This window comes from Eubacterium sulci ATCC 35585 (genome assembly GCA_001189495.1).
In the GTDB taxonomy this organism is placed as follows: domain Bacteria; phylum Bacillota; class Clostridia; order Peptostreptococcales; family Anaerovoracaceae; genus Eubacterium_B; species Eubacterium_B sulci.
The window spans coordinates 719758-745118 of the sequence record CP012068.1 but is presented as its reverse complement, the minus strand read 5'-3'; the positions used below and the strand labels follow the sequence as shown (position 1 = coordinate 745118).

Below are 25361 nucleotides of genomic sequence, written 5' to 3'. Positions count from 1 at the left end.
GACAAAATTATGGAAAAAGCAGTTGTAACTGTTGTCGGCAAGGACACTGTCGGCATACTCGCAAAGGTATCCAAGGCCTGCGCAGAGGCAAATGCAAATGTTATCGATGTAAGTCAGTCAGTTTTGACAGAAATATTCTGTATGATCATGGTCATCGACATCTCAGAGCTTTCAATTCCGCTTGACGAGCTCAAAAAGAATATCGAAGCAGAGGCTACTGGCATGACAATTCACGTTATGCATGAGAACATCTTTAACGCAATGCACAGGATTTAGTCTGCTGGAGGGATACATGATAAACACAAACGACATCTTAGAAACCATAGGCATGATACAGGACGAATCCCTTGATATTAGAACGATAACCATGGGAATTTCCCTGCTCGATTCCGCCGATAGCGACATCGATAAATCATGTCAAAAGATATACGACAAGATTTGCCGCAAGGCAGAAAAGCTAGTTTCAACTGGTGAAAGCATAGAGAAGAAATACGATATTCCAATCGTAAATAAGAGAATTTCTGTAACTCCGATAGCTATGCTTGCGGGTGTTTCTGGCGGAGACCCAATCAAATACGCAAGGATTCTTGACAAGGCTGCAAAGGAATGCGGAGTTAACTTCATCGGTGGCTACTCTGCCCTAGTTCACAAAGGTTTTAGCGCAGGTGACCTTGAGCTGATAAATTCTATCCCTCAGGCTCTTGCAGAGACAGAGCTCGTTTGCTCATCAGTAAATGTTGGCTCAACAAAGGCCGGAATCAACATGGACGCTGCCTCTTTGATGGGAAAGCAGGTTCTCGAATCTGCAAAGCTCACAAAGGACAAGCAGTGCATAGGCGCAGCAAAGCTAGTTGTTTTCTGTAATGCTGTAGAAGACAACCCATTCATGGCTGGTGCATTTCATGGTGTCGGCGAGTCTGATACTGTCCTAAGCGTTGGTGTTTCAGGCCCTGGCGTAGTTAGATCAGCTCTATCAAAGATGGACCCTTGCGCAAGTCTAAACGAGGTTTCAGAGCAGATTAAGAGAACTGCTTTTAAGATTACAAGAGTAGGTCAGCTAGTCGGAAGCGAAGCAGCTGAAGTACTAAATGTTCCATTTGGAATCGTAGACCTTTCGCTTGCTCCAACTCCAGCTGTCGGTGACTCAGTTGCTCACATACTTGAGGAAATAGGCCTTGAGCAGTGCGGTACACACGGTACTACAGCTGCGCTTGCAATGCTAAATGACGCTGTCAAGAAAGGCGGAGTTATGGCTTCATCAAGCGTTGGCGGACTTTCAGGAGCTTTCATCCCAGTCAGTGAGGATGCTGGCATGATCAAGGCTGCAAGAGAAGGAACACTAAGCATAGAAAAGCTAGAGGCTATGACAGCTGTTTGCTCAGTAGGTCTAGACATGATAGTAATTCCTGGAGATACGCCTGCTGAAACCATCTCAGCTATAATTGCTGATGAAGCGGCTATCGGAATGGTAAACTCCAAGACTACAGCAGTTAGAGTTATCCCTGCTATTGGACTTTCCGAGGGCGAGGAGCTGAACTTTGGCGGCCTTTTAGGCTACGGTCCAGTTATGAAGCTTCGCGATAAGTCCCCAGCAAAGATGATACTTCGCGGCGGCAGAATCCCTGCTCCACTTCAGAGCCTAAAAAACTAATCGTTCATAAAAGCAAATCAAAGCCTGTGGAAATCCACAGGCTTCTTCGTCTCTTATATTCTAATTTCCCTCGTCACTTGAGTAGTCGAGTCTCTGAGTATTAAACAGCTTTGCATATCTGCCGTCAAGCTTCATGAGCTCAGCATGAGTTCCCTCTTCTGCAATTCTTCCATCGTCAACTAAGATTATTCTATCCGCGTTTTGAACGGTTGCGAGTCTATGTGCTATGATTAGGCAGGTTCTATCCTTTGATAGCTCGTCAAAGGACTTTTGAATCGACCTTTCCGTAATCGTATCAAGTGCCGATGTCGCCTCATCTAGAATCAAAATTCTAGGATTTTTTAGGAAGATTCTGGCTATGGAAAGTCTCTGTTTTTGGCCTCCTGAAAGCCCTGTTCCCCTCTCCCCTACATAGGTATCAAACTGATCAGGCATCTCCATGATGTCATCAAATATCTCAGCCTTCTTTGCTGCAATAACAACTTCTTCGTAGCTTGCTGATGGCTTACCATATCTGATGTTTTCTAGGATTGTGTCCGCAAAGATGAATACATCCTGCTGAACAATTCCGATATTCTCACGCAGAGAATTCTTAGTCACGTCTCTAACATCAACTCCATCTATTTTGATGCTTCCGCTGCTCACATCGTAAAACCTCGGAATTAGCTGGCAGACCGTAGTCTTACCGCCTCCAGAAGCTCCGACAACTGCTAGAGTTTCTCCAGCCTTAACATGAAGGTTCATGTTATTTACAACATCGTGTACTCCGTCGTATGCAAATGTAACATCATCAAAGTCGATATTTCCCTCTTTGACATCAAAATCAATAGCATCTGGCTTCTCCTCTACCTGAGGCTTAAGCGCCATGATTTCGCTGAATCTCCTAAGCCCAGCCATACCGTTTGCAAAAATCTCAGCAAAATTTGCCATCTTTCTAACTGGCGTAATAAATGCTGAAACATAAAGAGTAAATGTGATCAAATCTATGTAGTTAAGCTGCCCGTCCATTATGAGCTTTCCACCTATGGCGATAACTGCAGCCGGCATGATGCACATAAAAAATTCCTGCGATGCGTTGAAGGTTCCCATCGCTTTATAGAACTCACTCTTTGATGTCCTATACACATAGTTTGAATCCATGAATCTGTCGTTATCGACATCCTCGTTGGCAAAGGCCTTTGATGTCTTAATTCCTGAAATACATGACTCTATCTCTGTGTTTATATCAGCAATTTTCTTCTTTACATTAACCGAAGCTCTCGACATCTGCTTTCTTGTCAGCACGACAATCAAAAGGAAAATAGGTACAAGCACAGCTACAACAAGTGCAAGTCTCCACTCTATGCTAAACATAACTATCAGCGCACCTGATATCGACAGTATCGCAATTACAAGGTCCTCAGGGCCATGGTGTGCAAGCTCTGTAATCTCAAAGAGGTCGCTTGTCAGCCTGCTCATCAAAGTACCAGTCCTATTCTTATCGTAAAACTCAAAGTCTAGACTCTGCAGTTTATTGAAAAGGTCCGCCCTTATATCGGTCTCAACTCTGATACCGAAGGTATGTCCCCAGTAAGTCATAATGTAGTAGCAAATCGACCTAAGCACGTATGCAACGGCAACTATAGCCATTACAACAAAGAAGGTCCTGTACTTGCTCTGCGGAAGCATATCGTACATCGCAGTCCTTGAAACTAGCGGAAACGCAAGGTCGATAAATGCAATCATAATGGCACAAAACATATCGAGCGCAAATATCTTTCTATGTGGTTTAAAATACCTAAATAAATCTCTTAGCATCCTGTCTCCTTCCAAATATACTTATTTATATATTTCCATAAAAATGGATATAACACTTAATATAACAAAAAATCTTCTGTGATATATTCTACCACAGAAGACCTTTTTATAATGAGTATTTAAAGAAAATCTTAATTTAATTATTTATCTTTGCTTACAGCATTCTTTAGACCTTCAACTGCTCCTTCTACAGAGTCCTTTACGCTTTCGCCTACCTCTTTAACCTTAGCAGCTGCCTTTTCTACTGCACCTTCAAATTCAGTCTTTTTGTCTCCACCTACTTTTCCTAGACCTTCTTTTACAGCACCCTTAGCCTGATCGATTTTGTTTTCTATTGACATGATATTAACTCCTTTCAGTTAACTTGTCTATTCCTGATTACACTTAATTGCTGCCTGTGCCGCTGCTATTCTTGCAATTGGAACTCTGTATGGTGAACATGAAACGTAGTTTAGTCCTAGCTTATGGCAGAACTCTATACTTCTTGGGTCACCACCGTGCTCTCCGCAGATACCTATCTTGAGGTCGTTTCTTGTCTGTCTTCCGAGCTTAACTGCGATATCGAGTAGCTTACCTACACCCTTTTCGTCAATTGAGCGGAAGATATCTTCCTCAAAGATGTTCTTCTCGATATATGTCTCGATAATTTTAGCAGTATCGTCTCTTGAGAAGCCGTATGTCATCTGAGTCATGTCATTTGTACCGAATGAAAAGAACTCAGCACTTTCTGCGATTTCGTCTGCTGTAAGTGCAGCTCTTGGAGTCTCAATCATTGTTCCTATCACGTACTTGATGTCTGATGACTTCTCCTCCTTACATCTCTCAGCTTCCTTAGCAACGATATCCTTGATATATGCCATTTCCTTATCGCTTGATGTTAGAGGAATCATGATTTCGGGTACGATGCTGTATCCCTTCTCTTCGCTTACCTCTATGGCAGCTTCCATGATAGCTCTTGTCTGCATCTCTGCGATTTCAGGATAGCTTATAGCAAGTCTACATCCTCTGTGACCAAGCATTGGGTTGTTCTCGTGAAGCTCATCAGTTCTTCTTACAAGCTTTTCGTATGGAACGCCAATCTTTTCTGCAAGGCTTCTAATCTCAGCATCTGTGTGAGGTAAGAACTCATGTAGTGGAGGATCTAGAAGTCTAATAGTTACTGGATTCTCCTTCATAACCTCGTAAATTCCCCTGAAGTCGTTCTTCTGGTATGGAAGAAGTGCATCAAGAGCCTCACGTCTTTCGCTTTCTGTATCTGCAACTATCATTCTTCTGATAGCTGGGATTCTATTCTCCTCAAAGAACATGTGCTCAGTTCTGCAAAGGCCAATTCCCTCTGCACCAAACTCTAAAGCCTTAAGCGCATCCTCTGGCTTATCTGCATTTGTTCTAATCTTGAGGCTTCTGATTCCGTCAGCCCATGACATGATAACGCCAAAGTCACCTGATAGGTTTGGCTCTACAGTGTGGATTTCACCCTCGTAAACCTTTCCATCATAACCGTCAAGTGAGATAACATCTCCCTCTCTGTAAACCTTGTCCTTTGTCTTCAGTTCTTTCTTATCCTCTGAAACTAGGATTTCTGAACATCCTGCTACGCAGCACTTACCCATCTGTCTTGCAACTACAGCAGCGTGGGATGTAACTCCTCCCTTTGCTGTAAGGATTCCGCCTGCTGCGATCATTCCTGCAAGGTCCTCTGGTGAAGTTGTCTCTCTTACGAGGATAGCCTTCTCGCCCTTCTTTACTGCAGCTTCAGCTTCTAGAGCGTTGAAATATATCTTACCGCTAACTGCACCTGGTGATGCTGGAAGTCCCTTTGCAATAACTGAAACTCCCTTTAGCTCCTCCTCGTCAAATCTTGGGTGGAGAAGCTGGTCAATCTGACCTGGCTCTATTCTCATAACAGCTGTTTCTCTGTCGATGAGACCTTCTCTTTCCATATCTACAGCAATCTTAACCGCTGACTGAGCTGTACGCTTTCCGGCTCTTGTCTGAAGCATGTAAAGCTTGTTACGCTCAACAGTAAACTCCATGTCCTGAGCATCCTTATAGTGCTGCTCAAGCACCTTTGCGATGTTCATGAAATCCTCATATACCTCAGGGAAAGACTCTGCCATCTCGCTTATAGGCTTAGGTGTTCTAATACCAGCTACAACGTCCTCACCCTGTGCATTTACAAGGAATTCACCGTACACGTGGTTGTCTCCGTTTACAGGGCTTCTAGTAAATGCTACACCTGTTCCAGATGTATTACCCATATTACCAAATACCATGGACTGAACGTTTACGGCAGTTCCTAGTGAATCAGGAATTCTCTCCATTCTTCTATATCTAATCGCTCTGTCGTTATTCCATGAGCGGAATACTGCCTTTACGGCTTCGATTAGCTGAACCTTAGGATCTGATGGGAAACCACCTTCCTGTCCATATCTAACAACCTTCTTGTAATCATCGATAATTTCGCAAAGAGCCTCTTCATCAAGATCGATATCATACATGATTCCGCGGTCGTGCTTTGCTTTTTCTATGATGTCTTCAAAATTCTTGCCGTCTATCTCCATAACTACGTTTCCGTACATCTGTATAAATCTACGGAAGCTGTCTAGAGCAAATCTTCTATTCTCCGTAAGGTCTGCAAGTCCCTTAGTTGACTCGTCGTTTAGGCCTAAATTGAGAATGGTATCCATCATTCCCGGCATAGAAAATACCGATCCTGATCTTACAGAAACAAGAAGTGGATTTGTTGTGCTTCCAAAAGTCTTGCCTGTTACATTCTCAAGTTCACTCAGCTTTTCTTTGATCTCGGAAATTAGTTCCTCGCCAAGCTTTCCTCCATTGCGATAGTACTCGTTACAGGCCTCGGTTGTAATTGTAAATCCGAAAGGTACTGGAAGTCCTATCTTTGTCATCTCTGCAAGGTTAGCGCCCTTTCCGCCTAGTAGGCTGCGCATATCCTTTGATCCTTCGTTAAACGAGTAAACAAAATGCTTCATGCTGTTGTTCTCCTATTTTTTTGCTTAAAATACAAGCTTTTCTTCGATATAGCTTCTTACTTCTGAAATTGGAATTCTTATCTGCTCCATAGTGTCTCTATCTCTGATAGTTACGCAGCCGTCTGTCTCAGTATCAAAGTCCACGCAGATGCTAAATGGAGTTCCGATTTCGTCCTCTCTGCGGTAGCGTTTACCGATAGATCCTGATGCGTCGTAGTCTACGTTAAAGTACTTTGATAGTTCTTCAAATATAGGCTCTGCAACGACTGAAAGCTTCTTTGATAGAGGTAGTACAGCCGCCTTAAATGGTGCAAGTGCTGGGTGAAGCCTTAGGACAATTCTCGTATCCTCTTTGCCGTTATCGTCAGTTGATAGAACCTCTTCATCGTATGCATCAACTAGGAATGCAAGCGCAACTCTATCAGCTCCAAGCGATGGCTCTATGCAGTATGGAACATATCTCTCATTTGTATCTGGGTCAAGATATGTCATGTCCTGACCTGAAAACTCTGCATGCTTGCTAAGGTCGAAGTCAGTTCTATCTGCGATACCCCATAGCTCTCCCCATCCGAATGGGAATAGGAACTCGATATCTGTTGTCGCGTTGCTGTAGTGTGATAGCTCTTCCTTTTCGTGGTCTCTTGTTCTGATGTTTTCCATCGTCATTCCAAGTGACTTTAGGAAGTCAACGCAGTATGTTCTCCAGTAGTTAAACCACTCTAGGTCCTCACCTGGCTTACAGAAGAACTCAAGCTCCATCTGCTCAAACTCTCTTGTTCTGAATGTGAAGTTACCAGGAGTAATCTCGTTTCTGAACGACTTACCAATCTGTGCTATTCCGAATGGAATCTTCTTACGTGAAGTTCTCTGCACATTCTTGAAGTTTACGAAAATTCCCTGCGCTGTCTCTGGGCGAAGGTAAATCTGTGACTGTGAGTCCTCAGTTACACCCTGGAAGGTCTTAAACATCAAATTAAACTGTCTGATGTTTGTGTAGTTGCTCTTACCACACTCAGGACAAGCGATCTGCTCATCTCTGATGTACTCCTCTAGTTTCTCATTTGACCAGCCGTCGACAGCTTCTTCTGGAAGACCTTTTTCGCTGCGGTAGTCCTCAATTAGCTTATCAGCACGAAATCTTGATCTACATTCCTTGCAGTCGATAAGAGGATCAGCAAAGCCTCCGATGTGCCCAGATGCCTCCCATGTGCGTGGGTTCATCAAAATAGCTGCGTCGAGCCCGACATTGTACTTGGATTCCTGTACGAACTTCTTCCACCAAGCCTTCTTAACATTGTTCTTAAACTCTACGCCCAAAGGACCGTAGTCCCATGTGTTAGCCAAACCGCCGTAAATCTCAGAACCCGGATACACATATCCTCTGTTCTTTGCTAATGCGACAATTTTTTCCATCGTTGCTTTACTGTTTTCCATCTGTAAAAATAACCTGCTTCCCTTGTATTTCAAATTAATTCAAATTGAATTCGGATTTGATTCCGATTATTCTTCTACCTTTTCCTTAACTGTGTCTGCAGCGTCCTTAACAGCATCTGCTGCTTTATCAACTGCTTCCTTTGCAGTCTCTTCTACTGCTTCCTCAGCCTCTTCAATATCGTCTAGATTGATATCATCAGCAAAATCGTTCTTAACAACCTTGCTCTTAGCCTTAGCTGCTACATCAGCTGCAACATCCTTAGCCTTGTTGAGAGCTTCTCCACCCTTGTTAACTAGGTCTGAGTAAACTTCTGGAGCCTTCTCCTTCATGTCAGCATAGAAGTCAGTTCCTTTCTCCTTAGCTGTATCATAGAAGTCATTAGCCTTCTCCGATAGGTCTATAACTGATCCGTCGTCCTTAACAAACTCGATCTTGCATCTAAATCCTAGCGCAGCAACAACACCAGCGATCATTCCCCATGGTGCGATTACTGTTCCTACGATACCTACATTTAGCGGAATGTTTAGGAATGTGTGGTCGTCTCTTGATACTACGATTTTTGAAACATTACCCTTGTCAAACATCTCCTTCATTCTGCCTATCAAAGCATCCTTCTTAGCCTTAGTGCTGTTCTTCTCTGAGCAGTCTATTGTCTCTTCGATTGCAATTATCGCATCTACAACGTTTCCGTTTGCTGCTTCTAAAGCTTCCTTAGCTTCCTTGTAGGTTACCCCTGTGCGATCCCTTACTAATTCAATTTTTTCTAATGTAATTTCCATTGTAAACCTCCTATACAATGCTCGGATATAGCTCGCTCTTTAGCGTTCCCACATCCATATGATATGAAATATATTCTCTTAAAATCTTATAAAGTTCCTCCTCAGTTTCGGCATCAAGCATGATGTTTCCGAAGGCTGAGATTGGTCTTTTGGAGAAATATTTAATTATATTAACTATATCAAATTTAGGGCTATAAATCAATCTCGGCTTTGCCCTAGACTTAGAATTTTGTGCGATTTCCTGCTCTATTTCTCTCATGCATTCATCGCATATCATTCCTCCGTCTTCGACGCTGAAATACCTGAGCCTTTTCCCATCATCTGGCTTTGATCCGCAGACCACGCATTCATCTAGATTTGGCAGCATTCCCACGGCATCAAGCAGCTTGATTTCATAGGCTATGACAAGAGTTATGAAGCCCTTGCTTCTATCCTCTAGCGTTCCAAGAAAATCCACAAGCTCGTTCAAAAGCTTTGGCTGGGGAAGCTCCTCCGGAAGCGCCTTGTCCGTAAGCTCTAGCGCAAACGACGCCGCAAAGTACTTGTCTGGATCCTCTCCTATTCGGAAAAAGCTCTTCACTACCTCTCCGCTGTTGACATTGTAGAAGTCACGGCTCCTAAAAATCTCATAGCGCCCGTAGGTAAAGCGGTTTAGACTCAGCGTCGCCTTGCCCTTGCTGCTCTTTTCTGAGATGCTAGTTCCCGCGCTTATCTTTCCGTATTTCTGAGTGAATATGGAGAGCATCTTCCTGCCCGAGGTTGCATTTATTCGCCTTAAAATGATTCCTGTAGAATCGGCAAGCATGCTATCACCTGTCCTCGCTGTATCCGAAGTTTGAGATAGCAAAGTCTGAGTCACGCCAGTTCTCTTTGACCTTTACAAATAGCTGTAGGTAAACTCTAACTCCTAGGAGCGCTTCTATTTCTAGCCTTGCACTCTTTCCTATGCCCTTTAGCTTCTTACCCTGTTTTCCGATGATGATGCCCTTGTGCGACTTTCTCTCGCAGTAGATGACAGCACCGATTTCGGTTAGCTTAGGGTCTTCCTTATAGCTTTCTATCTCAACGGCAACGCCATGTGGCACCTCTTCGTTTAGGTACATCAAAAGCTTCTCACGAATTATCTCACTCACGATAAAACGCTCTGGATGGTCAGTTACCATATCCTCTGGGAAGAACATTGGTCCCTCCTCAAGATATCCCTGAATCGCCTTGACTAGCCTTTGTACATGAGTTCCCTTGAGAGCTGAAATGCCAAATATCTCATCAAAGATGCCCATCTTTTCATAGACATCATAGGTCTTTTTGAACTCCTCTGGGTCCATGGTATCAACCTTGTTAATAACTAGGAACTTTGGAGTTTCAACATCCTTAATCATCTCTAGGATATAGGTATCGCCTCTTCCCTTATCCGGACTTCCATCTACAAGAAATAGTATTACGTCAACTTCCTTATATGTCTTAATAGCTATGTCATCCATAGCTGCTCCAAGCTTATTATGAGCCTTGTGAATTCCTGGAGTATCGATAAAAACTATCTGGCTTGAGTCTCCATCTTCCGCATGCTCTGTATAAATACCTCTAATGCTGTTTCTAGTTGTCTGCGGTTTATCTGTTGTAATTGCGATTTTCTCGCCCAAAATGGAGTTCAGCAATGTCGACTTTCCGACATTTGGTCTTCCTATAATTCCTGCAAATCCCGACTTCATAATCTAAATCCTTTCGGTAATAGTTCATCGAGACTTGTCACCTCGATATTTTCTTCATCTCTTCCGGTTATAACCTTGAGATTTGGTGCAAACTCAAAGAGAAACTGCCTGCACATTCCGCACGGAATTGCTTGATCTCCTGAATATGTCGCAACAGCAATCGCCTCAAAGTTTCTAAATCCCTCTGAAATAGCCTTTGCACATGCAACGCGCTCAGCGCATATCGTAGCGCCATAGCTTGAGTTTTCGACATTTACACCTGTAAAAATCTCACCTGTAGTCGTCAAAATTGCTGCTCCAACCCTAAAGCCCGAAAACGGTGCATAGGCATTTCTTGCAGCTTTTCTTGCGAGCTTATATAGCTCGACATCTGTTATATTACTCATGACTTCCTCCTCTAAGAAGTATCTTGCTCTAAATTCTCTTAAGCTTAAGCTCAGTCATTACTTCTTCTTCACGCTCTCTCATCTCAGCCTTCTCTTCCTCATCCATGTGGTCATATCCAAGAAGATGAAGAACGCTGTGCGTAAATAGATATATTATCTCACGCTCATATGAATGCCCAAATTCCTCAGCCTGCTCCTTTGCCCTGTCCTCGCAGATTACGATATCGCCAAGGCAGATTATCTGATTCTCAGGAAGCTCGTTAAAATTCTCAAACTGAGGAAATGAAAGCACATCTGTGACCTTATCAACGCCTCTATATGTGCTGTTTAACTCTTTGATTTCTTCCCTGTCCACAAAGCTGACCGAAAACTCGCAGTTCTCCTCAGGAATTCCTTCCTTTTCTAGGCAAAGCCTTGCGCTTTCTTCCATCAAAGCTAGTAACTCCTCGCTGACCACCTGTTCATTCTCAAAATAGATTTCCATTATTTCTCTTCCTTCTTTGGATGATGCTTATAATACCTATCGTAGGCGCTGATTACGCGCTTAACCATCTCATGTCTAACGACGTCCATCTCCCTCAGATAGCAGAATTCTATGCCCTTTACGCCCTTTAGGACTCTCTCGGCATCTATAAGTCCGCTCTTCTTTCCGGCTGGAAGGTCTATCTGCGTCACGTCACCTGTAACCACAATCTTGGAACCAAAGCCCATACGTGTCAAAAACATCTTCATCTGCTCGCAGGTCGTGTTCTGAGCCTCATCAAGTATGATAAAGGCATTATCTAAAGTTCTACCTCTCATGTACGCTAGTGGAACAACCTCTATAAGCTCACGCTCCTTAAGTCTCAGAGCATTATCTCTTCCGAGAAGATCATAGAGCGCATCGTAGACTGGCCTAAGATATGGGTCTACTTTATCCTGAAGGTCTCCCGGCAAAAATCCTAGCTTTTCGCCCGCTTCAACAGCTGGTCTTGTCAGGATAATCTTCTCAACCTCTTTGTTCTTATATGCGCTTACTGCAAGTGCTACTGCAAGATAGGTTTTACCCGTTCCAGCTGGTCCTATGCCAAAGACCATGTCACTCTTTCTCACAGCATTGACATAGCGCTTTTGTCCGACTGTCTTGGCCTTAAGAGGCTTTCCCTTTGCTGTAAAGCAGATAACATCTTTTCCGACGCCACTTTCGCTGTATGAACCGCCCTCAGCCTTGAGCTGAATTACATAGTTCACCTTTTGCTCGTCGAGGAACTCTCCGCTATGCATTATGTCTATGAGTTCCCTCAGCATCTCAATGGCTAGTTCAGGTTTTTCTCCGCGTATCAAAAGCGAGTTGTCTCTTTGCACAATCTGAACGCCTGCTGCATCGCTGATTAGGTTCAGGTTAATATCTAGGTTTCCAAACAGCGCGACTCTATCCACTGTCTCATCTATATCAAAACTTATAAATGCGTTTTCTCTCGCATCGTTTTTGGCTTCTTGTATTGTCAAACAAAGACCTCCATAGCTTGAAAAATAAATTATTATCCAGTGTAATTATATAATTTTTCCTATGTTTAAGCAAGTTTAGGCTGGCAATATCTCCTATTTTGTTATAAGTAATTTTAGTCACTTATGGCGAATGCAAAAATCCACTAAAAAAGGACCGGCGCCCCCTTGACTACCGGCCCATAAACATAGGCTATCTGCTATATTTTCTCTTTTTGGATACGGCTATGAAGAGTAGACCCGAAAGTCCTGCCATCACGCTGTATAGCGCCATTCCGCCATCATCGAAGGTATTAGGCTTTCCGCCCTTCTTACCACCGTTTGGCTTTACTGGCTCCTTGTACGTATTTGTCACTTGGAACTCAGTCTCATCGCCCGTGATCTTGCTCTCGTAGCTTGCTACCGCGTCCTCCTTGACTGTGTACTTAATTAGCTTTCCATCTTTGAACTTAGGCATATTCGCAAATGTGTGCGCCCAGTTATCACCTGCGTTCAAATCTACTTCATCAGCCTTTACACCATCGGCAAATAGCGTGATGTGTACGCTCTGCGGACGCTTTCCCTTAGTATCGTTATCGTCATTCCAGATTTTCTTTACTGGGATATCGATTTTTGCTGGATCATGAGTATTTGTAACCCTTGTTCCATTAACATGAGACGTATATCCTGGAACACCTATCTCCACAACACTATAGACTATTTCGTCACCGTTTTCATCGTATTTTGCTAGGTTTTCGAACTTATATTCCCAGTTTCCTGCCCTTGTTGCCTTGGCAGTCTTTCCTGTGTCTATACCATTTGCGATTAGCTTTACAGTGACTTCATCAGGTCTTATGCCGTCCTGATTATTTGCGTCATTCCAAACTTTATCGCCTTCGAGTTTAATCTTAGGATTAACAAGAGTGTTCTTTACCTTTGCTCCGTCATAGCTTACGACAAACTCCTTATCTCCAAGCTTAATCTTATCGCCTGCATTCAGTGCATTTCCGTCAGCATCAACTTCCTTAACTGTGTAAACGTTCTTTGTATTCACTCCGTTTACTGCGTCAGTATCTGGCAAGTTATCAAATGTAGCCTTAAAGTTATTATCCTTATCAAGAATCTTTTCCTGCGTTGTTGCTACGCCATTCTTGAACAGTCTAACTCTTACGCTTTGCTCATTTGCGTTAGCCTGCGATAGGCCGCTCCACTCCTTTGATACGGTCAGCTTTGTTGTAGCTGGAATCATAGGTGTGAAGGTCAAAGACTTCTTATTTGTAACTGTGAAGCCTGCATCCATGCTTCCGCTTGTCGTCGCTCTGTACCAAGCTCCATCAAGCTTAATGTCATTTGATGCATCTAGCCCCTTTTCTCTTACGGTGTATGCGTAGTCAACTCCTGCTGCATTTGCCTTTTCGAGATTATCAAATGTAACCGTCCAGCCATTTGCTGCTGTAAGCTGCTTTTCTTCTACTACAGCTCCATCTTTTAGGAGCTCTACATCAACGCTTGTAACTGGCGCTGTAATTGCTGTGCCTGCGTGATCCTTCCAAAGCTTCTTAACTGTGATATCTCTTGTTACTGGAGCATCAACATGGAAGCTAACTGCTGCTGGCTCCCTTGTGAGCGTGGATGTATTTCCGCCGATGTTGTAATCTAGTACTGGCGTAATTACGTCCTTTTTCTCGTTATATAGATGAGTTACATCATTTCCAACCTTGTATGTGATATCAACTCGTCCGCCGTCTCCTGGAGCAACTGCAGATCTTGATACTAACATAATCATATTAGCATCTGCAGGGTCTGTAACTATGTCATAGTCTGCTGGCTGCGGTGCCTCATTTATCGGATATGTCTTTCCGGCCTTGAGCTTTATATACTTCACCTCAAAATTAGGTGTCGTCTCAACATTTCTAAGTTCTAGCGGAAGTTCGGTTTTGCCTTCTGGCATAAAGCCTGCTCCGAAGTTCAAATCCTTCTTTAGCAGTGGAACAAAGAGACTAACGCGATCTAGCTGTGATGTCATATTGTTTCTCACAGTGATACGGAGGGTTGCATCGCCTCCTGGTTTTAGAACTGGAGTAGTTGCTTCTTTTGCTGTCTCTGATGTATTGTCGTATACATAGGACTTTCCTGTATCAGGTATCAAAAGTTCAGACTTAGCGCTTACATCATAGGCCTGCGTAATCTTGATTCCTGGACCCTCTGAAAGCGATACCATGTCTTTTCCGGAGTTAACCTTCTCACCAAATGTAGCTGTGTACTTATTAGTGTTCCAGTTGCTTGCATCCCACTTCTCACGCTTTATAACTGCGTCTATGTCCTTGAAGTCCTTTGTTGTAATTCCAAGGAAATCATTGATGTGATATGTCTTGACTCTCGCAGTCTTATCAGTCTTTACATCAAAGGAAATATTCATGCTCTTGATTGAGAAGTCTGTCTGGTATTGACCTCTAGTCTCTTGTCCAACGTCTATTGAATACTTCCAAACTTTGAGTTTGACTCCGTCCTTTTCAAATTCACCAACATAGCTTGGCGAGCTGAGAGTTCCATTTGTCACGGCTAAATTGGAGTACTCAAATCCTTCTGGCATAATCATGTAGATTACTGGCTCCTGGAGTGGATTCCAGTCCCAGTTAGCATCGTTAATTCTTCCCGAAACCTTGAAGCTATCTCCACCGTTTATTTGGGTCTTATTTATTGTTCCGACACCGTTTACGACTCTTGGCTTATCTGCCTTACCTACAACCTTAACTGCATCAGTGCTTGATGGTGTCTGGCCTGTCGTGTAGAACTTAATCGTTGAAACTACGTCTGCATTTGTTCCCTTCTTCCATGATCCGTAGATTCCTGCAGGAATGTATGACCATCCGTAGTATTCGTCTGATACATGAATATTATTTGGATTCCAAGTATCAAGTAGGTCCTGCATAGGTCTTATTCCGTCATATGATGCAGGGATTGAACCAAGGTCTACCTTTAGGGTTTTGATTGAGTCGTTTATACCAAGTCCTAGTGCTTCATTAGTGATTAGAGCTGAAACACTTCCCGATGGCTTAATTACACTTGGGGATGCTGTTCCGCTTCTGCCATCAGCAGTTGTCCAGTAGATATTTCCATATGTCATACCAGCTGCGTAAGGAATTGTCACTCCTCGAATAATTGCAGTGTCTGCATTATCGATATTAAACTCAAGTGTCTTTGGGAGTGTTGGCGTTGTAAGCTCATTCTTTATCAAAAAGCTTCCGAGACGCACATTGTATGTGTCATATTTCTTTAGCGCCCAGTTTGGCATTGTATCAACAAGTCCATAACCCTTGGTTCGCTCGGATGTACTTCCATCCATGATTGTAACTGTCATCCTGGCTTCTTGCGCGTTTGATGTTCTTCCCACGTTAGGATTATCGTTCCAAATCGTTTTGCTGAAGTTTTTGATTACCACATCAAATGTTGAACCATTGGCTCTAGTGCTGTTTGCTGGAACCTTTAGGTGTGGGAAAAATGAAAGTCCACCCGAGTATGAGCCTGGCTCATTCCACTCGACAGTAGCCGTCTTAAAGCCTCCACTTTCTGTTGTTGATACTACTGTTCCGTTTGTATTATATAGTCCTCGTTCCTCTAGGCCAACTAGCTCGATATCACTTGGGTATACAATCTGTACCGTAGTCTTACTTCCGGCTCTAGTTAGTGACTTACCACCTGTGTTATATACGTTTAGCGCACTTGTGGTCTGTCCCTTTGAGACAGCTTCTGTTGGCTGGTTGTTCCAAAATCCATAGTTAAATGTCTCAGTAGAAATAGCATTAAAAGACTTAGCATCAATATCATTTGTAGCATCGGTGCTTAGGCTAAACTTAAACAAATTAGATAGAATTTGGTTTGGATCCTGGTTCAGATAGGCATCATCCAAGGCAAAGCATATCTCACCGACTGATGAAACGTTTGTCAATGAAACCTTGCTCTTGTATTTTAGATCACCACTTCTGGATTTTTCGGAGCCTGCACCCGGGTAACCATAAGGCGATGTGCCCGTTCCTGTCGGTGTCTTTACGAGAGACTCAAAACCTGTCGATGAAATTGGTCCCTCAGCAAATGTTGCTCCTGGAAGTGTCTTAACATATACACCATCCCCAAATCTCAGGTTGAGGTAGGTGTTAGAAAACTGCAGATTCAATGGAACCGAATAGCTCACATTTAGCGCATAGGTTACACCAGTCTTTAGCTTAGGTGTTTCCCCATTTAGCAAGTCTGCTACTACGGTACCTGTTTCAGATTCTACTATCTTAATACTAGTAAACTGAAGTCCTGTGGTCGTTTCTGCATTAACCACTGAGTTTGTCATAGGCGTTATGCCCACAACTACAATTAGAATGGAAAGCAAGCACGCAAAGACCTGCTTCACTCTATTTTTCATAGATATCCCCCCTTACTTATCTATAGTCCCATTAATTGCTTATCTAAGGGTGCCTAATCCAAGATTGGCGCCTACATATCAAGCCTGTCATTCTCCCGTCTGACCACAGCCTGGAAAAGCTATTAATACATACCTTACTATTATATACTTGTTTATGACAGCATGCAATATGTTGACTGAAAACTTGTTAGTTTAGAAAGTGGTTTTTTTATCAAAGAAAGACGCCCTGATTAGTGGGCGTCATAGTGTTGGTATTACTCCAAATATCTTTCTTCTTCGTGATGAATATATCTACTACTTATATAGCTTCACTCCGCTCTGTCACATAGGCTCCATTTCAACATAAAACCATATTACCTATTACATTATCAATTACATTGTTTCAGTCACTTTTATTATAGTAATTTTTGTTTTTTTATACAATAATTTTATTAGCCATACATTTACATCAATAAGCTGCCTGATATACTCATCCCAAGCTGGTGTATCGACTATCCAATGTTTTGTTTTATTGGTTGATAATTTTGTTTGAAAAGTTCTTTGTATAAGTCCTATTTGAGTTAGGCTTTGCTCTTTGAAATTTTGACTTTCATACTTTAATACTGATATTTTTGTACTTTTGTCATCACATGGTTTTGCCACAAGCTAGAGTCTTTATTTGAGTTTACTCCCTAACTCGTTTAGTCGCACGATAAATTCTAATCCATCACTACAATCATAAAATGTTTTATCTGAAAAAACAGTATTTTGATTTATACATACTTCTCTTAAATTTTTACATGATACAAATGCATTTACCTTAACCTTTATCACACTATCTGGAATAAACACAGATTCTAACGAATCACAAGATTCGAATGCTGAATGTTCTATATATTGTACATCATAAGGTATATCGAAATTCTTTTCTATCTTTCCTTGAGGATAATATATTAAATGTGTTCCATCCTTGCTATATAGAACTCCATCTATATCCATATAATTTTGATTTGAACAATCAACATTGATATCAATCAAGTTCTCACATCCTATAAATATATTATTTCCAAGTCCTTCAACACTATCTGGAATAAACACAGATTCTAACGAATCACAAGATTCGAATGCTGATTGTTCTATATATTGTACATCATAAGGTATATCGAAAGTCGTTTCTTTTTTTCCTTGTGGATAACATATTAAACGTGTTTTATTCTTGTCATATAGAACTCCATCTATATCCATATAATTTTGATTTGAACAATCAACATTGATATCAATCAAGTTCTCACATCCTCTAAATATATTATTTCCAAGTTCTTTAACACTTTCAGGAATTCTCATTCTGATTAAATTCTCACAGCCATAAAATGCAGAATCTCCAATATATGTAACACCATTAGGTATTTCTATATTTTCAAGAAATCCACATGATTCAAAAGCATCATTGAGAATCACCTTCGTTGTAATAGGAATTTTGAAGTCACGTATTTTTCTACTAGGAGGATAGCAAATTAGCTTAGTTACATCTTTGTTATATAAGACACCATCAATATCTTTAAAGCATTCATTTGAATCATCAACAATTATATTACTTAGATTTATGCATTTATAAAAAATAGATTCACCGATATCTGTTATACTACTAGGAAACTTAAACTCTGTTAAATTACAACAGTATGCGAAAGCACCATCACCAATTGAGGTTACATTATCTGTGATTTTTATTTCAGTCAGATTTGTACACGACATAAAAGTATTATCATCGATACTATTTATACTTTTGGGAATCACTATTCTAGTTAAACTCTCACAGCCATAAAATGCAGAATCTCCAATATATGTAACACCATTAGGTATTTCTATTTTTTTAATTTTTTTACACTCATAAAATGCACCTATCCCAATTTCCGTTGTATCTTTTGGAATTTCAAATTCAGTTAGATTATGACATTTACGAAAAGAATAATCTCCAATACTAGTAACACCACTCGGAATTTCAATCTTGGTCAGATTATGACACATGCAGAATGTTTCAATTTCAATATTTTCTAACATTTTAGATAAAACAACTTTTGTTAATCTATTACAATTTCTAAAAGCACCATATCCAATATTTTCTACGCTATCTGGTATAATTACATTCTCTATATAAATATTAGATTCAAATGCAGTTGCATTAATAAATTCAATTTTATCTGGTATTATAAATTCTTTGCACCGTCTACCAGTTGGGTAGTATACAAGCTCAGTTTTATTTTTATTGTACATTATGCCATTTGAATCACAATAATCTTGATTAAAACTATGCACAAATATATTCTCAAGAGTTTGACATCCAAAAAAAACCGAATTACCAATATGATTAACACTGCTTGGAATATTAATTTCTTTAAGATTTTTACATTCATAAAAAGCTTGATCACCAATATATGTAACACTTTTAGGTATAGAAATCTCTGTTAATGAATCGCATCCTAAAAAGGCAGATTTACCTATATTAGAAACTCCTTCTTTTATTGAATATTTTCCTTCAATATTTGTATTCTTATATTTATCAGATTTTCTAATGTAATCGAGTTCTTTATCATTATTTAATTCATTTACAAGCGATTCTAGATTTTTATAGTCTTTTATAAATTTTGGTTGCGTCAATTTAAATCTATGTGATAATCTAGCACAGTAGTCATCAATGTCATTTCCAATATGATATGGTGTTCCAGTACTAGGGAATACGAAATTTTTACCAAGTTTAGATGCATAGTTTGATGCACAGGAAAAATATTTTATCCCAACTACTGTTTCCTCATTTTCAGAGCGCACCCATTGAGTGAATAGCTGTGGCATTATGTACTCAGGTGAGTAAGGATCATCATGCATAGCACGAATATACGAACACGCTGACAGTAGCGGGTACCATTTTATGTATTTAATATATTCATCATAAGAAAAATCTTTAACTATTATTTCATCCGGCTTTAAAGACAAATCAAATATTTTCAGTTGACCATTATCAAATTTTAGGGGTTGATCTGAATTTCCAAAAATAGAATTTATTAAAGGGTCAACTTCCATTTCAATTTCAAATCTTGATACACAAAGATAGTCTTGTTTTGGTTCCTTATCAAGTTCCATACAACATAGCTCAATTGATGTCCCAAGATACAGACTCGGAAATCCTGGTATGCTATATCTTTGTGTTGACATTTTAGAACGCATCTTAAAAGGAACATGAAAAATTCGTTCACGTTCTGGCAAACTTGCATTTCCATTATTTACTACTCGATATATTTTTTCATTTTTAAATTCAAAATTATCAACAAGTAAAGGAATTTTATTAAGGATATCCATTACACTTTTGAAACTTTTATATGACTCTATTGGGTACCCTCTGAAACTGTAATCCAAAGCTGTACATATTTTTATACATATATGCTCAATATCGTTACATATGTCTACTTCGTCTTTCAAAATTTCAGTAATATCTTCACAATATGTTTTAAAATGATTGTAAAGTCTCCCATAAAAATCTCTACCTTCCCAGCGAATTGGTAATTGATAAATGTCCTTTGAAAACAATTCTTTAAACTTCTCATTACACATTATACTACCCACCTTTAATTTGATTGTTCCATTATATGAGTATTAATTCTAATCTCAATTAATAATAACACATCTTTCTGAATTGTTATATACTTCATATGTAACAATTCTTTTAAATCTCATATATGATATCTCCAATACTTGTATTTAAATAATAAAAAACACCTTAGTTATGCACTAAAGTGTTTCTTACCTATTATATGAATAATACAATTACATCAAATCAATCAATTTCTTCCGAATCAGACAGATCATAGACCCCAGTTAGCACTTCCCCATCATAGTTCACCGATATACCAAACGGCTCACCTATGCCTAAATCGTTTTCGAGGAATACTATTGCCCATTCCTTGTTTTCATAGAAGGTAAACTGTGGACAGTTGAATGGTAAATCTTTTAGCTTTGACAAGCTATCTGCGTCTTCTTTTGATATACCGAAAAATTCGGGTTCTGAAGTCAGCTTTTCGCGAATGTCTTCTATGGCTTTTGCTCCGTAAGTTTTCCAGTTTTGAGTGATTTCGGCTATGAAGTCAGCGTCTGCTTGGTCTAGTTTTGATGTCTCTAGGATTATGTCAAAGCCTAGCTCGCTTCCTTCTAGCTCACCGTGCCAGCAGTGGATTTGCTCTGGGCTTTCTAGGTATTTTAGTTTGCCTAGTTTTGGGTGATTTAGCGTTTCATCCATGTCTAAATCCTCGTTACATTCTGGTTTAAAGCCGATTCCATTATTACATTCTTTTACTTCCTTAGGGTTCCCGCTAAGATACCATTCTCGAGGTATGCCATCGGGGTATGCCTCACAACAACACTTGTGTGAGGCCCTGTCGTTGTAGCAGTGTTCACATTCCATACAATCTGAAAAAACTACCATCCTATAACTCCTTTGTATGCAAAAGTCTTCTATATCCTTTTACACGTCATTTCTTATAACGTCTTCGAAGGTTTCGCCTTTGACTGCTATGTAGCTTTCGTTTCCGCCTTTGAGCATGATTACTGGTGGCTTTGGCAGTCTGTTATAGTGCGATGCCATGGAGTAGTGATAAGCTCCTGCTGTGCATAGGGCTAGTGTGTCGTAGCGACCTACCGATGCTGGAAGCATTACGTCCTCCTGTATGATGTCACCTGACTCGCAGAGACGGCCTACTACTGAGGCTTTGAAGTCATTTGCTTCGTCCATCTTGTTTGCGAGAAGGCAGGTGTAGTCAGCTTTGTAGAGCGCGTATCTTGGGGAGTCGGTCATTCCGCCGTCTATGGAAACGTAGTTCTTGTAACCAGGGATTTTCTTTACTGTACCTACTGTGTATAGCACCATGCCTGCGTCTGCGACTATGGATCTGCCCGGCTCCATGTGGATTTCTGGCATTTCAATTCCAAAGTCTTTGCAAGCCTTTTTGACTGCTTCTGCTACTTGGCCTACCTTTGTTTCTATGTCAAGGTATGGGTCTGTGTCTACGTATCTTACGCCGTAACCTCCGCCGAGGTCGAGCTCTGGTGTGATGAAACTGTACTTTTCCTTCATCTCCGCTACGAACTTTAGCATTACGACTGCTGCACGCTCAAATACATCCTCTTCAAATACCTGTGAGCCCACGTGGCAGTGGAAACCCATCAGCTCTATGTTTGGCTGCTTGAGGGTGAATGCAGTGATTTCTTCTGCCTGGCCTGTTTCTATTGGGCTTCCGAACTTGGAGTCAACCTTACCTGTGGAGATTGCCTCATAGGTGTGTGGATCGATTCCTGGTGTTAGCCTTAGGAGTATCTTTTGCTTTAGGCCTCTGCGCTCTGCTTCCTTTTCGACTGCGATTACTTCCTCTACATTATCTGCGACGAAGTAGCCGATGCCGTGTTCCATGGCATAGCTGATGTCTTTGTCTGTTTTGTTGTTTGAGTGGAAGTAGGCTTTTGATAGATCAAAACCTGCTTGGAGCGCTGTGTAGATTTCGCCTGAGGAAACCACGTCGATGCCCATCTCCTCTTCTCTCATAATCTCGTACATGCGCTTGAAGCAGTTTGCCTTTGATGCGTAGAGTGGTACTGCCTTTTCGCCGAAGTGCTTTTGGAAGGCAGCCTTATATATTCTACACTTTTCCCTTATTCTATCCTCGTCTAGGAGATAGACCGGTGTGCCGTATTTCTTTGCTAGTTCAACTGTGTCCTGTCCTGCAAACAGTAGGTGTTTGCCATCCTTTGAAACCGAAATGTTTTCGCAGATCATTGTTTATCCTCTCATTTTTAGATTCTATCTAATTTCTTCGTAAATTATACCATAGCTTTTGGAATTTATAGCATTAATATGCGCGTCTTGTCTAGTTTTTCGTTCTGGGAGTCCTGTTTTTTGGACTGCTATATTTCACATGTGCTTACTAGGCCTTTGATGTTTTCATCTGTTACCTCACCTTTGCAGACTACATTTGTCCCTCCTCTTAGGTAGAGGTTTTCTATTTTACCATCCTTTTTCTCTGCATTTACGATTAGTCTTCCGCCCTGCATGTCTACTTTGATGTCTTTTCCATCGCTATCGCCTTTTAGACTTAGGATGCTTACAAGCGAGCCAGTTCCGGTGCCACAGGCTAGGGTGAAGCCTTCTACTCCTCTTTCGAAGGTTCTCTCGTAGTAGTGGCCATCTTCTAGTTTTTCGTAGAAGTTTACATTTGCTCCCTTTGGGTAGTTTTTGTGACTTCTTAGATATGCTCCTATGCGATATAGCTTGCCTTCATCAAAGCTTTTTAGGTTTTGGATTTCTACAACTAGGTGCGGGATTCCTGGGTTTCCAAGCTCTATGTAGGAGCAGTTTAGGATTTCGCCTTCGCATTCTATCTGCTCGTCTAGCCTGATATTGCAGGGTGTGTTTAGCCTGATTTCGTATTCGCTTTTGTTTATGCGTCTTCCTATGACTATTCCGGCTTCAGTTTCTATCCTTTGCTCTTCACCAGCTAAGCCGTTTTCGTAGGCATAGCGACAGATACACCTTGCTCCGTTGCCACACATTTCGCTGGTTGAACCGTCGTTATTGAAAAAGTGCATTTTTAGGTCTGCACCTGAGCCCTCGCTTGCATTTTCGGCTATCATAAGGCCGTCTGCTCCAATGCTGTGGTGCCTTTCGCAGAGAGTTTTAGCAAGGAATGGAAGATCCTTTTGCGTGATTTTTAGCAGGCTGTTATCTATGATTAGAAAATCATTGCCTGTTCCGTTCATTTTCCAAAATTTCATATTGCGCCTTTTCTTGCTTTTATTTCCTTCGATAGTTAAAGCATAAATCGTGCCAGTTTTTATTCGAGCTCTATGCCGTAGCGTTTTATCTTGTCGTAGAAGACGGATTTTGACAGCTCAAGCTCCTGCATTGCCTTCTTTCGGTTTCCGTTATGCTTTATGAGGACTTCCTCAATTATCTTCTTCTCGCCTGCTTCGACGCGGGCTCTGAGGGATATGCCTTGTACTTCTGGCTTTGTTATCATGAGATGCTCTGCGTAGATGTTTGTTCCGTCGCAGAGGGTTATGGCTCTTTCGATTATGTTTTCGAGCTCTCTGACGTTTCCTGGCCAGTCATAGGCTGTGATGAGGTCCATTGCTTCCTGCGAGAATTTCTTTTCGTCCATGCCGTAGGCTGATAGGAGGTTTTTGAGTATGGATTCTGCGAGGAGATTAAGATCCTTTTTTCGCTCGCGTAGTGGTGGCAGTGCGATTGGGAATACATTTATTCTGTAATATAGATCCTGTCTGAAGCTTCCCTTCTTTACTTCTTCTTCAAGGTCTCTATTTGATGCCGTAATGACTCTGACGTCAATATCTATTGGCTTGGTTGATCCCACGCGATATATCCTCTTATCCTGAAGGACGTTGAGGAGCTTTATCTGCATTTCTGGCGGGATTTCTCCTATCTCATCTAGGAATATTGTTCCGCCGTTTGCCTCCTCGAAAAAGCCCTTTTTGCCCTTGGAATCTGCGCCTGTGAATGCGCCTGGAACATAGCCAAAGAGTTCTGACTCTATGAGGCTTGGGGCGATGGCGTTGCAGGCTACTGTTACAAATGGTGTATTTTCGCCTTTGATACTGTGAATCTCGCGGGCTAGCTTGGTTTTACCTGTGCCTGATTCTCCCGTTATGATTACGTTGAATCTTGTGTTTGCTGCCTTGTAGGCAAGCTGCTTGACCTTTTGCATTTTGATGGAGTTTCCGACTATGTTCTTAAGGAATTCTATCTCCTGCATTTCGTCTCTATATGCTGTGAGTCTTGATGCGTTTTCTATCTTTTCTTTTAGGACTGCACCTGCTTTTGCTGCCTTTTGGGCTAGCTCTCTATCACGTATGAAGATATATACGCCGTCGTCTTTTGTGTTCTTCTTTATGCGTATCATTTTGACTAGCATCCAGCGTCTATATATCTCAAGCACCTTTTGGGTTTCGGCTCCGTCTTCTGAGTTTAGAAGTGCTTCTAGTTCTTCTTGGAATTCCTCGCCTCTCAGCACGCGTCTTGCGCTCATGCCTACTGTTGGAACGAGCTCGCTGTTTTCGTCATTAAGGTTCTTTGCTTGGTAGCTCTTGCCTCTTAAGAGTTCTCCTGCTTCTTCCCCTCTATATCCGTAGCCCTTTGCCTGAAAGAATTTGACTTCCTTGGTTTTTCCGTCTAGTACTACTAGGTGTCCTACGCTTTCGAGGTAGTCCATGCAGTAGGATTCGCCTGCTACAGTGATTTTGATATTTCTGCTTTCGCAGTCTAGGGATACTGCGATTTCGAGGCTGTCTAGCTTTGTTTGGAGGGTGATTAGTGGCTCTGGGACATAGGCTCCGAAGGTCTTGTAGACGGGCTTTGATGACTTATCCTTATAGCGTCCTATGGCTAGGACTATGTCGCCTTGGCTGATCCCCTTGTCTTTGATGTTTAGGCACTCGAGGTCCTCTGGTCTCATCATATCATCGTTTCCGAGGTCGTTATCTGCGAATATGACTATGTCGCCTGGCTCGATTTGGCCTGCGTCATGCTTTTGGTGTCCGAGGGTTTTGATACCTAGTATTTCCTTGGCGAGCTCGCTGAAATCGCCGATGATTCCATCCTTATCCACGTAGATGTATCCGGCGTTCATTCCCTTTGCTATGGTTTTTAGTGTTTCTGCTCCGATGCTTTTCATTAGTCTCTCCTTGTATGCGCGTGAC

18 protein-coding genes and 1 pseudogene are annotated in these 25361 nt (G+C 41.5%); 2 read left to right on the top strand and 17 right to left on the bottom strand.

Features of this window, described 5'->3' with window-relative positions; translation table 11 throughout:
- The first annotated feature begins 9 nt into the window (after positions 1–9).
- Together ADJ67_03420 and ADJ67_03415 are read left to right on the top strand one after the other, a co-directional pair.
- Complete coding sequence (locus ADJ67_03420; protein ID AKT47657.1) at positions 10–276, top strand: hypothetical protein; 267 nt, start codon at positions 10–12, stop codon at positions 274–276.
- A 16-nt stretch (positions 277–292) separates the two neighbouring features.
- Positions 293–1651, top strand: a complete 1359-nt coding sequence (locus ADJ67_03415) for a hypothetical protein (protein ID AKT46814.1) — start codon at positions 293–295, stop codon at positions 1649–1651.
- A gap of 60 nt (positions 1652–1711) precedes the next feature.
- Here the strand turns inward: ADJ67_03415 and ADJ67_03410 are convergent, their stop codons facing one another.
- The 17 genes and pseudogenes from ADJ67_03410 to ADJ67_03330 form a co-directional block, all read right to left on the bottom strand.
- Positions 1712–3448, bottom strand: a complete 1737-nt coding sequence (locus tag ADJ67_03410) for a thiamine ABC transporter permease (GenBank protein AKT46813.1) — start codon at positions 3446–3448, stop codon at positions 1712–1714.
- Positions 3449–3588: 140 nt separating this feature from the next.
- The gene (locus ADJ67_03405) at positions 3589–3789 is read right to left on the bottom strand and encodes a hypothetical protein (GenBank protein ID AKT46812.1); all 201 of its coding nucleotides are present in this window, start codon (positions 3787–3789) and stop codon (positions 3589–3591) included.
- Positions 3790–3816: 27 nt separating this feature from the next.
- Positions 3817–6444, bottom strand: a complete 2628-nt coding sequence (locus ADJ67_03400) for a pyruvate phosphate dikinase (GenBank protein ID AKT46811.1) — start codon at positions 6442–6444, stop codon at positions 3817–3819.
- 24 nt (positions 6445–6468) lie between these two features.
- Entirely contained in the window at positions 6469–7878 is a 1410-nt protein-coding gene (locus ADJ67_03395; GenBank protein AKT46810.1) for a glycyl-tRNA ligase, read from the bottom strand.
- 387 nt (positions 7879–8265) lie between these two features.
- Positions 8266–8658 (bottom strand): annotated as a pseudogene (locus ADJ67_03390) (hypothetical protein).
- A 10-nt stretch (positions 8659–8668) separates the two neighbouring features.
- Entirely contained in the window at positions 8669–9463 is a 795-nt protein-coding gene (locus tag ADJ67_03385) for a hypothetical protein (GenBank protein ID AKT46809.1), read from the bottom strand.
- Positions 9464–9467: 4 nt separating this feature from the next.
- On the bottom strand, positions 9468–10367 hold the full coding sequence (era, locus tag ADJ67_03380) for a GTPase Era (GenBank protein AKT46808.1): 900 nt from the start codon (positions 10365–10367) through the stop codon (positions 9468–9470).
- On the bottom strand, positions 10364–10744 hold the full coding sequence (locus ADJ67_03375; protein AKT47656.1) for a cytidine deaminase: 381 nt from the start codon (positions 10742–10744) through the stop codon (positions 10364–10366). The genes era and ADJ67_03375 overlap by 4 nt, the downstream gene beginning before the upstream one ends.
- Positions 10745–10781: 37 nt before the next feature.
- Entirely contained in the window at positions 10782–11237 is a 456-nt protein-coding gene (locus ADJ67_03370; GenBank protein AKT46807.1) for a heat-shock protein, read from the bottom strand.
- Positions 11237–12196 (bottom strand): phosphate starvation protein PhoH, encoded by a 960-nt coding sequence (locus ADJ67_03365; GenBank protein ID AKT47655.1) that lies wholly within the window; start codon positions 12194–12196, stop codon positions 11237–11239. Before ADJ67_03365 ends, ADJ67_03370 begins: the two co-directional genes overlap by 1 nt.
- Positions 12197–12431: 235 nt before the next feature.
- A complete protein-coding gene (locus ADJ67_03360; protein AKT46806.1) occupies positions 12432–16631 on the bottom strand; it encodes a collagen-binding protein in 4200 nt (1399 codons plus the stop codon).
- A 372-nt stretch (positions 16632–17003) separates the two neighbouring features.
- Complete coding sequence (locus tag ADJ67_03355; GenBank protein ID AKT46805.1) at positions 17004–17273, bottom strand: hypothetical protein; 270 nt, start codon at positions 17271–17273, stop codon at positions 17004–17006.
- A gap of 12 nt (positions 17274–17285) precedes the next feature.
- Positions 17286–20213: a hypothetical protein gene (locus ADJ67_03350; GenBank protein ID AKT46804.1), complete on the bottom strand. Its 2928-nt coding sequence runs from the start codon at positions 20211–20213 to the stop codon at positions 17286–17288.
- Between the two features lie 223 nt (positions 20214–20436).
- Positions 20437–21081, bottom strand: a complete 645-nt coding sequence (locus ADJ67_03345) for a hypothetical protein (GenBank protein ID AKT46803.1) — start codon at positions 21079–21081, stop codon at positions 20437–20439.
- A 39-nt stretch (positions 21082–21120) separates the two neighbouring features.
- Positions 21121–22425: a diaminopimelate decarboxylase gene (locus tag ADJ67_03340; protein ID AKT46802.1), complete on the bottom strand. Its 1305-nt coding sequence runs from the start codon at positions 22423–22425 to the stop codon at positions 21121–21123.
- Positions 22426–22553: 128 nt separating this feature from the next.
- Complete coding sequence (locus ADJ67_03335; GenBank protein ID AKT46801.1) at positions 22554–23420, bottom strand: diaminopimelate epimerase; 867 nt, start codon at positions 23418–23420, stop codon at positions 22554–22556.
- 59 nt (positions 23421–23479) lie between these two features.
- Positions 23480–25336, bottom strand: a complete 1857-nt coding sequence (locus tag ADJ67_03330; protein ID AKT46800.1) for a hypothetical protein — start codon at positions 25334–25336, stop codon at positions 23480–23482.
- Positions 25337–25361: the final 25 nt, after the last annotated feature.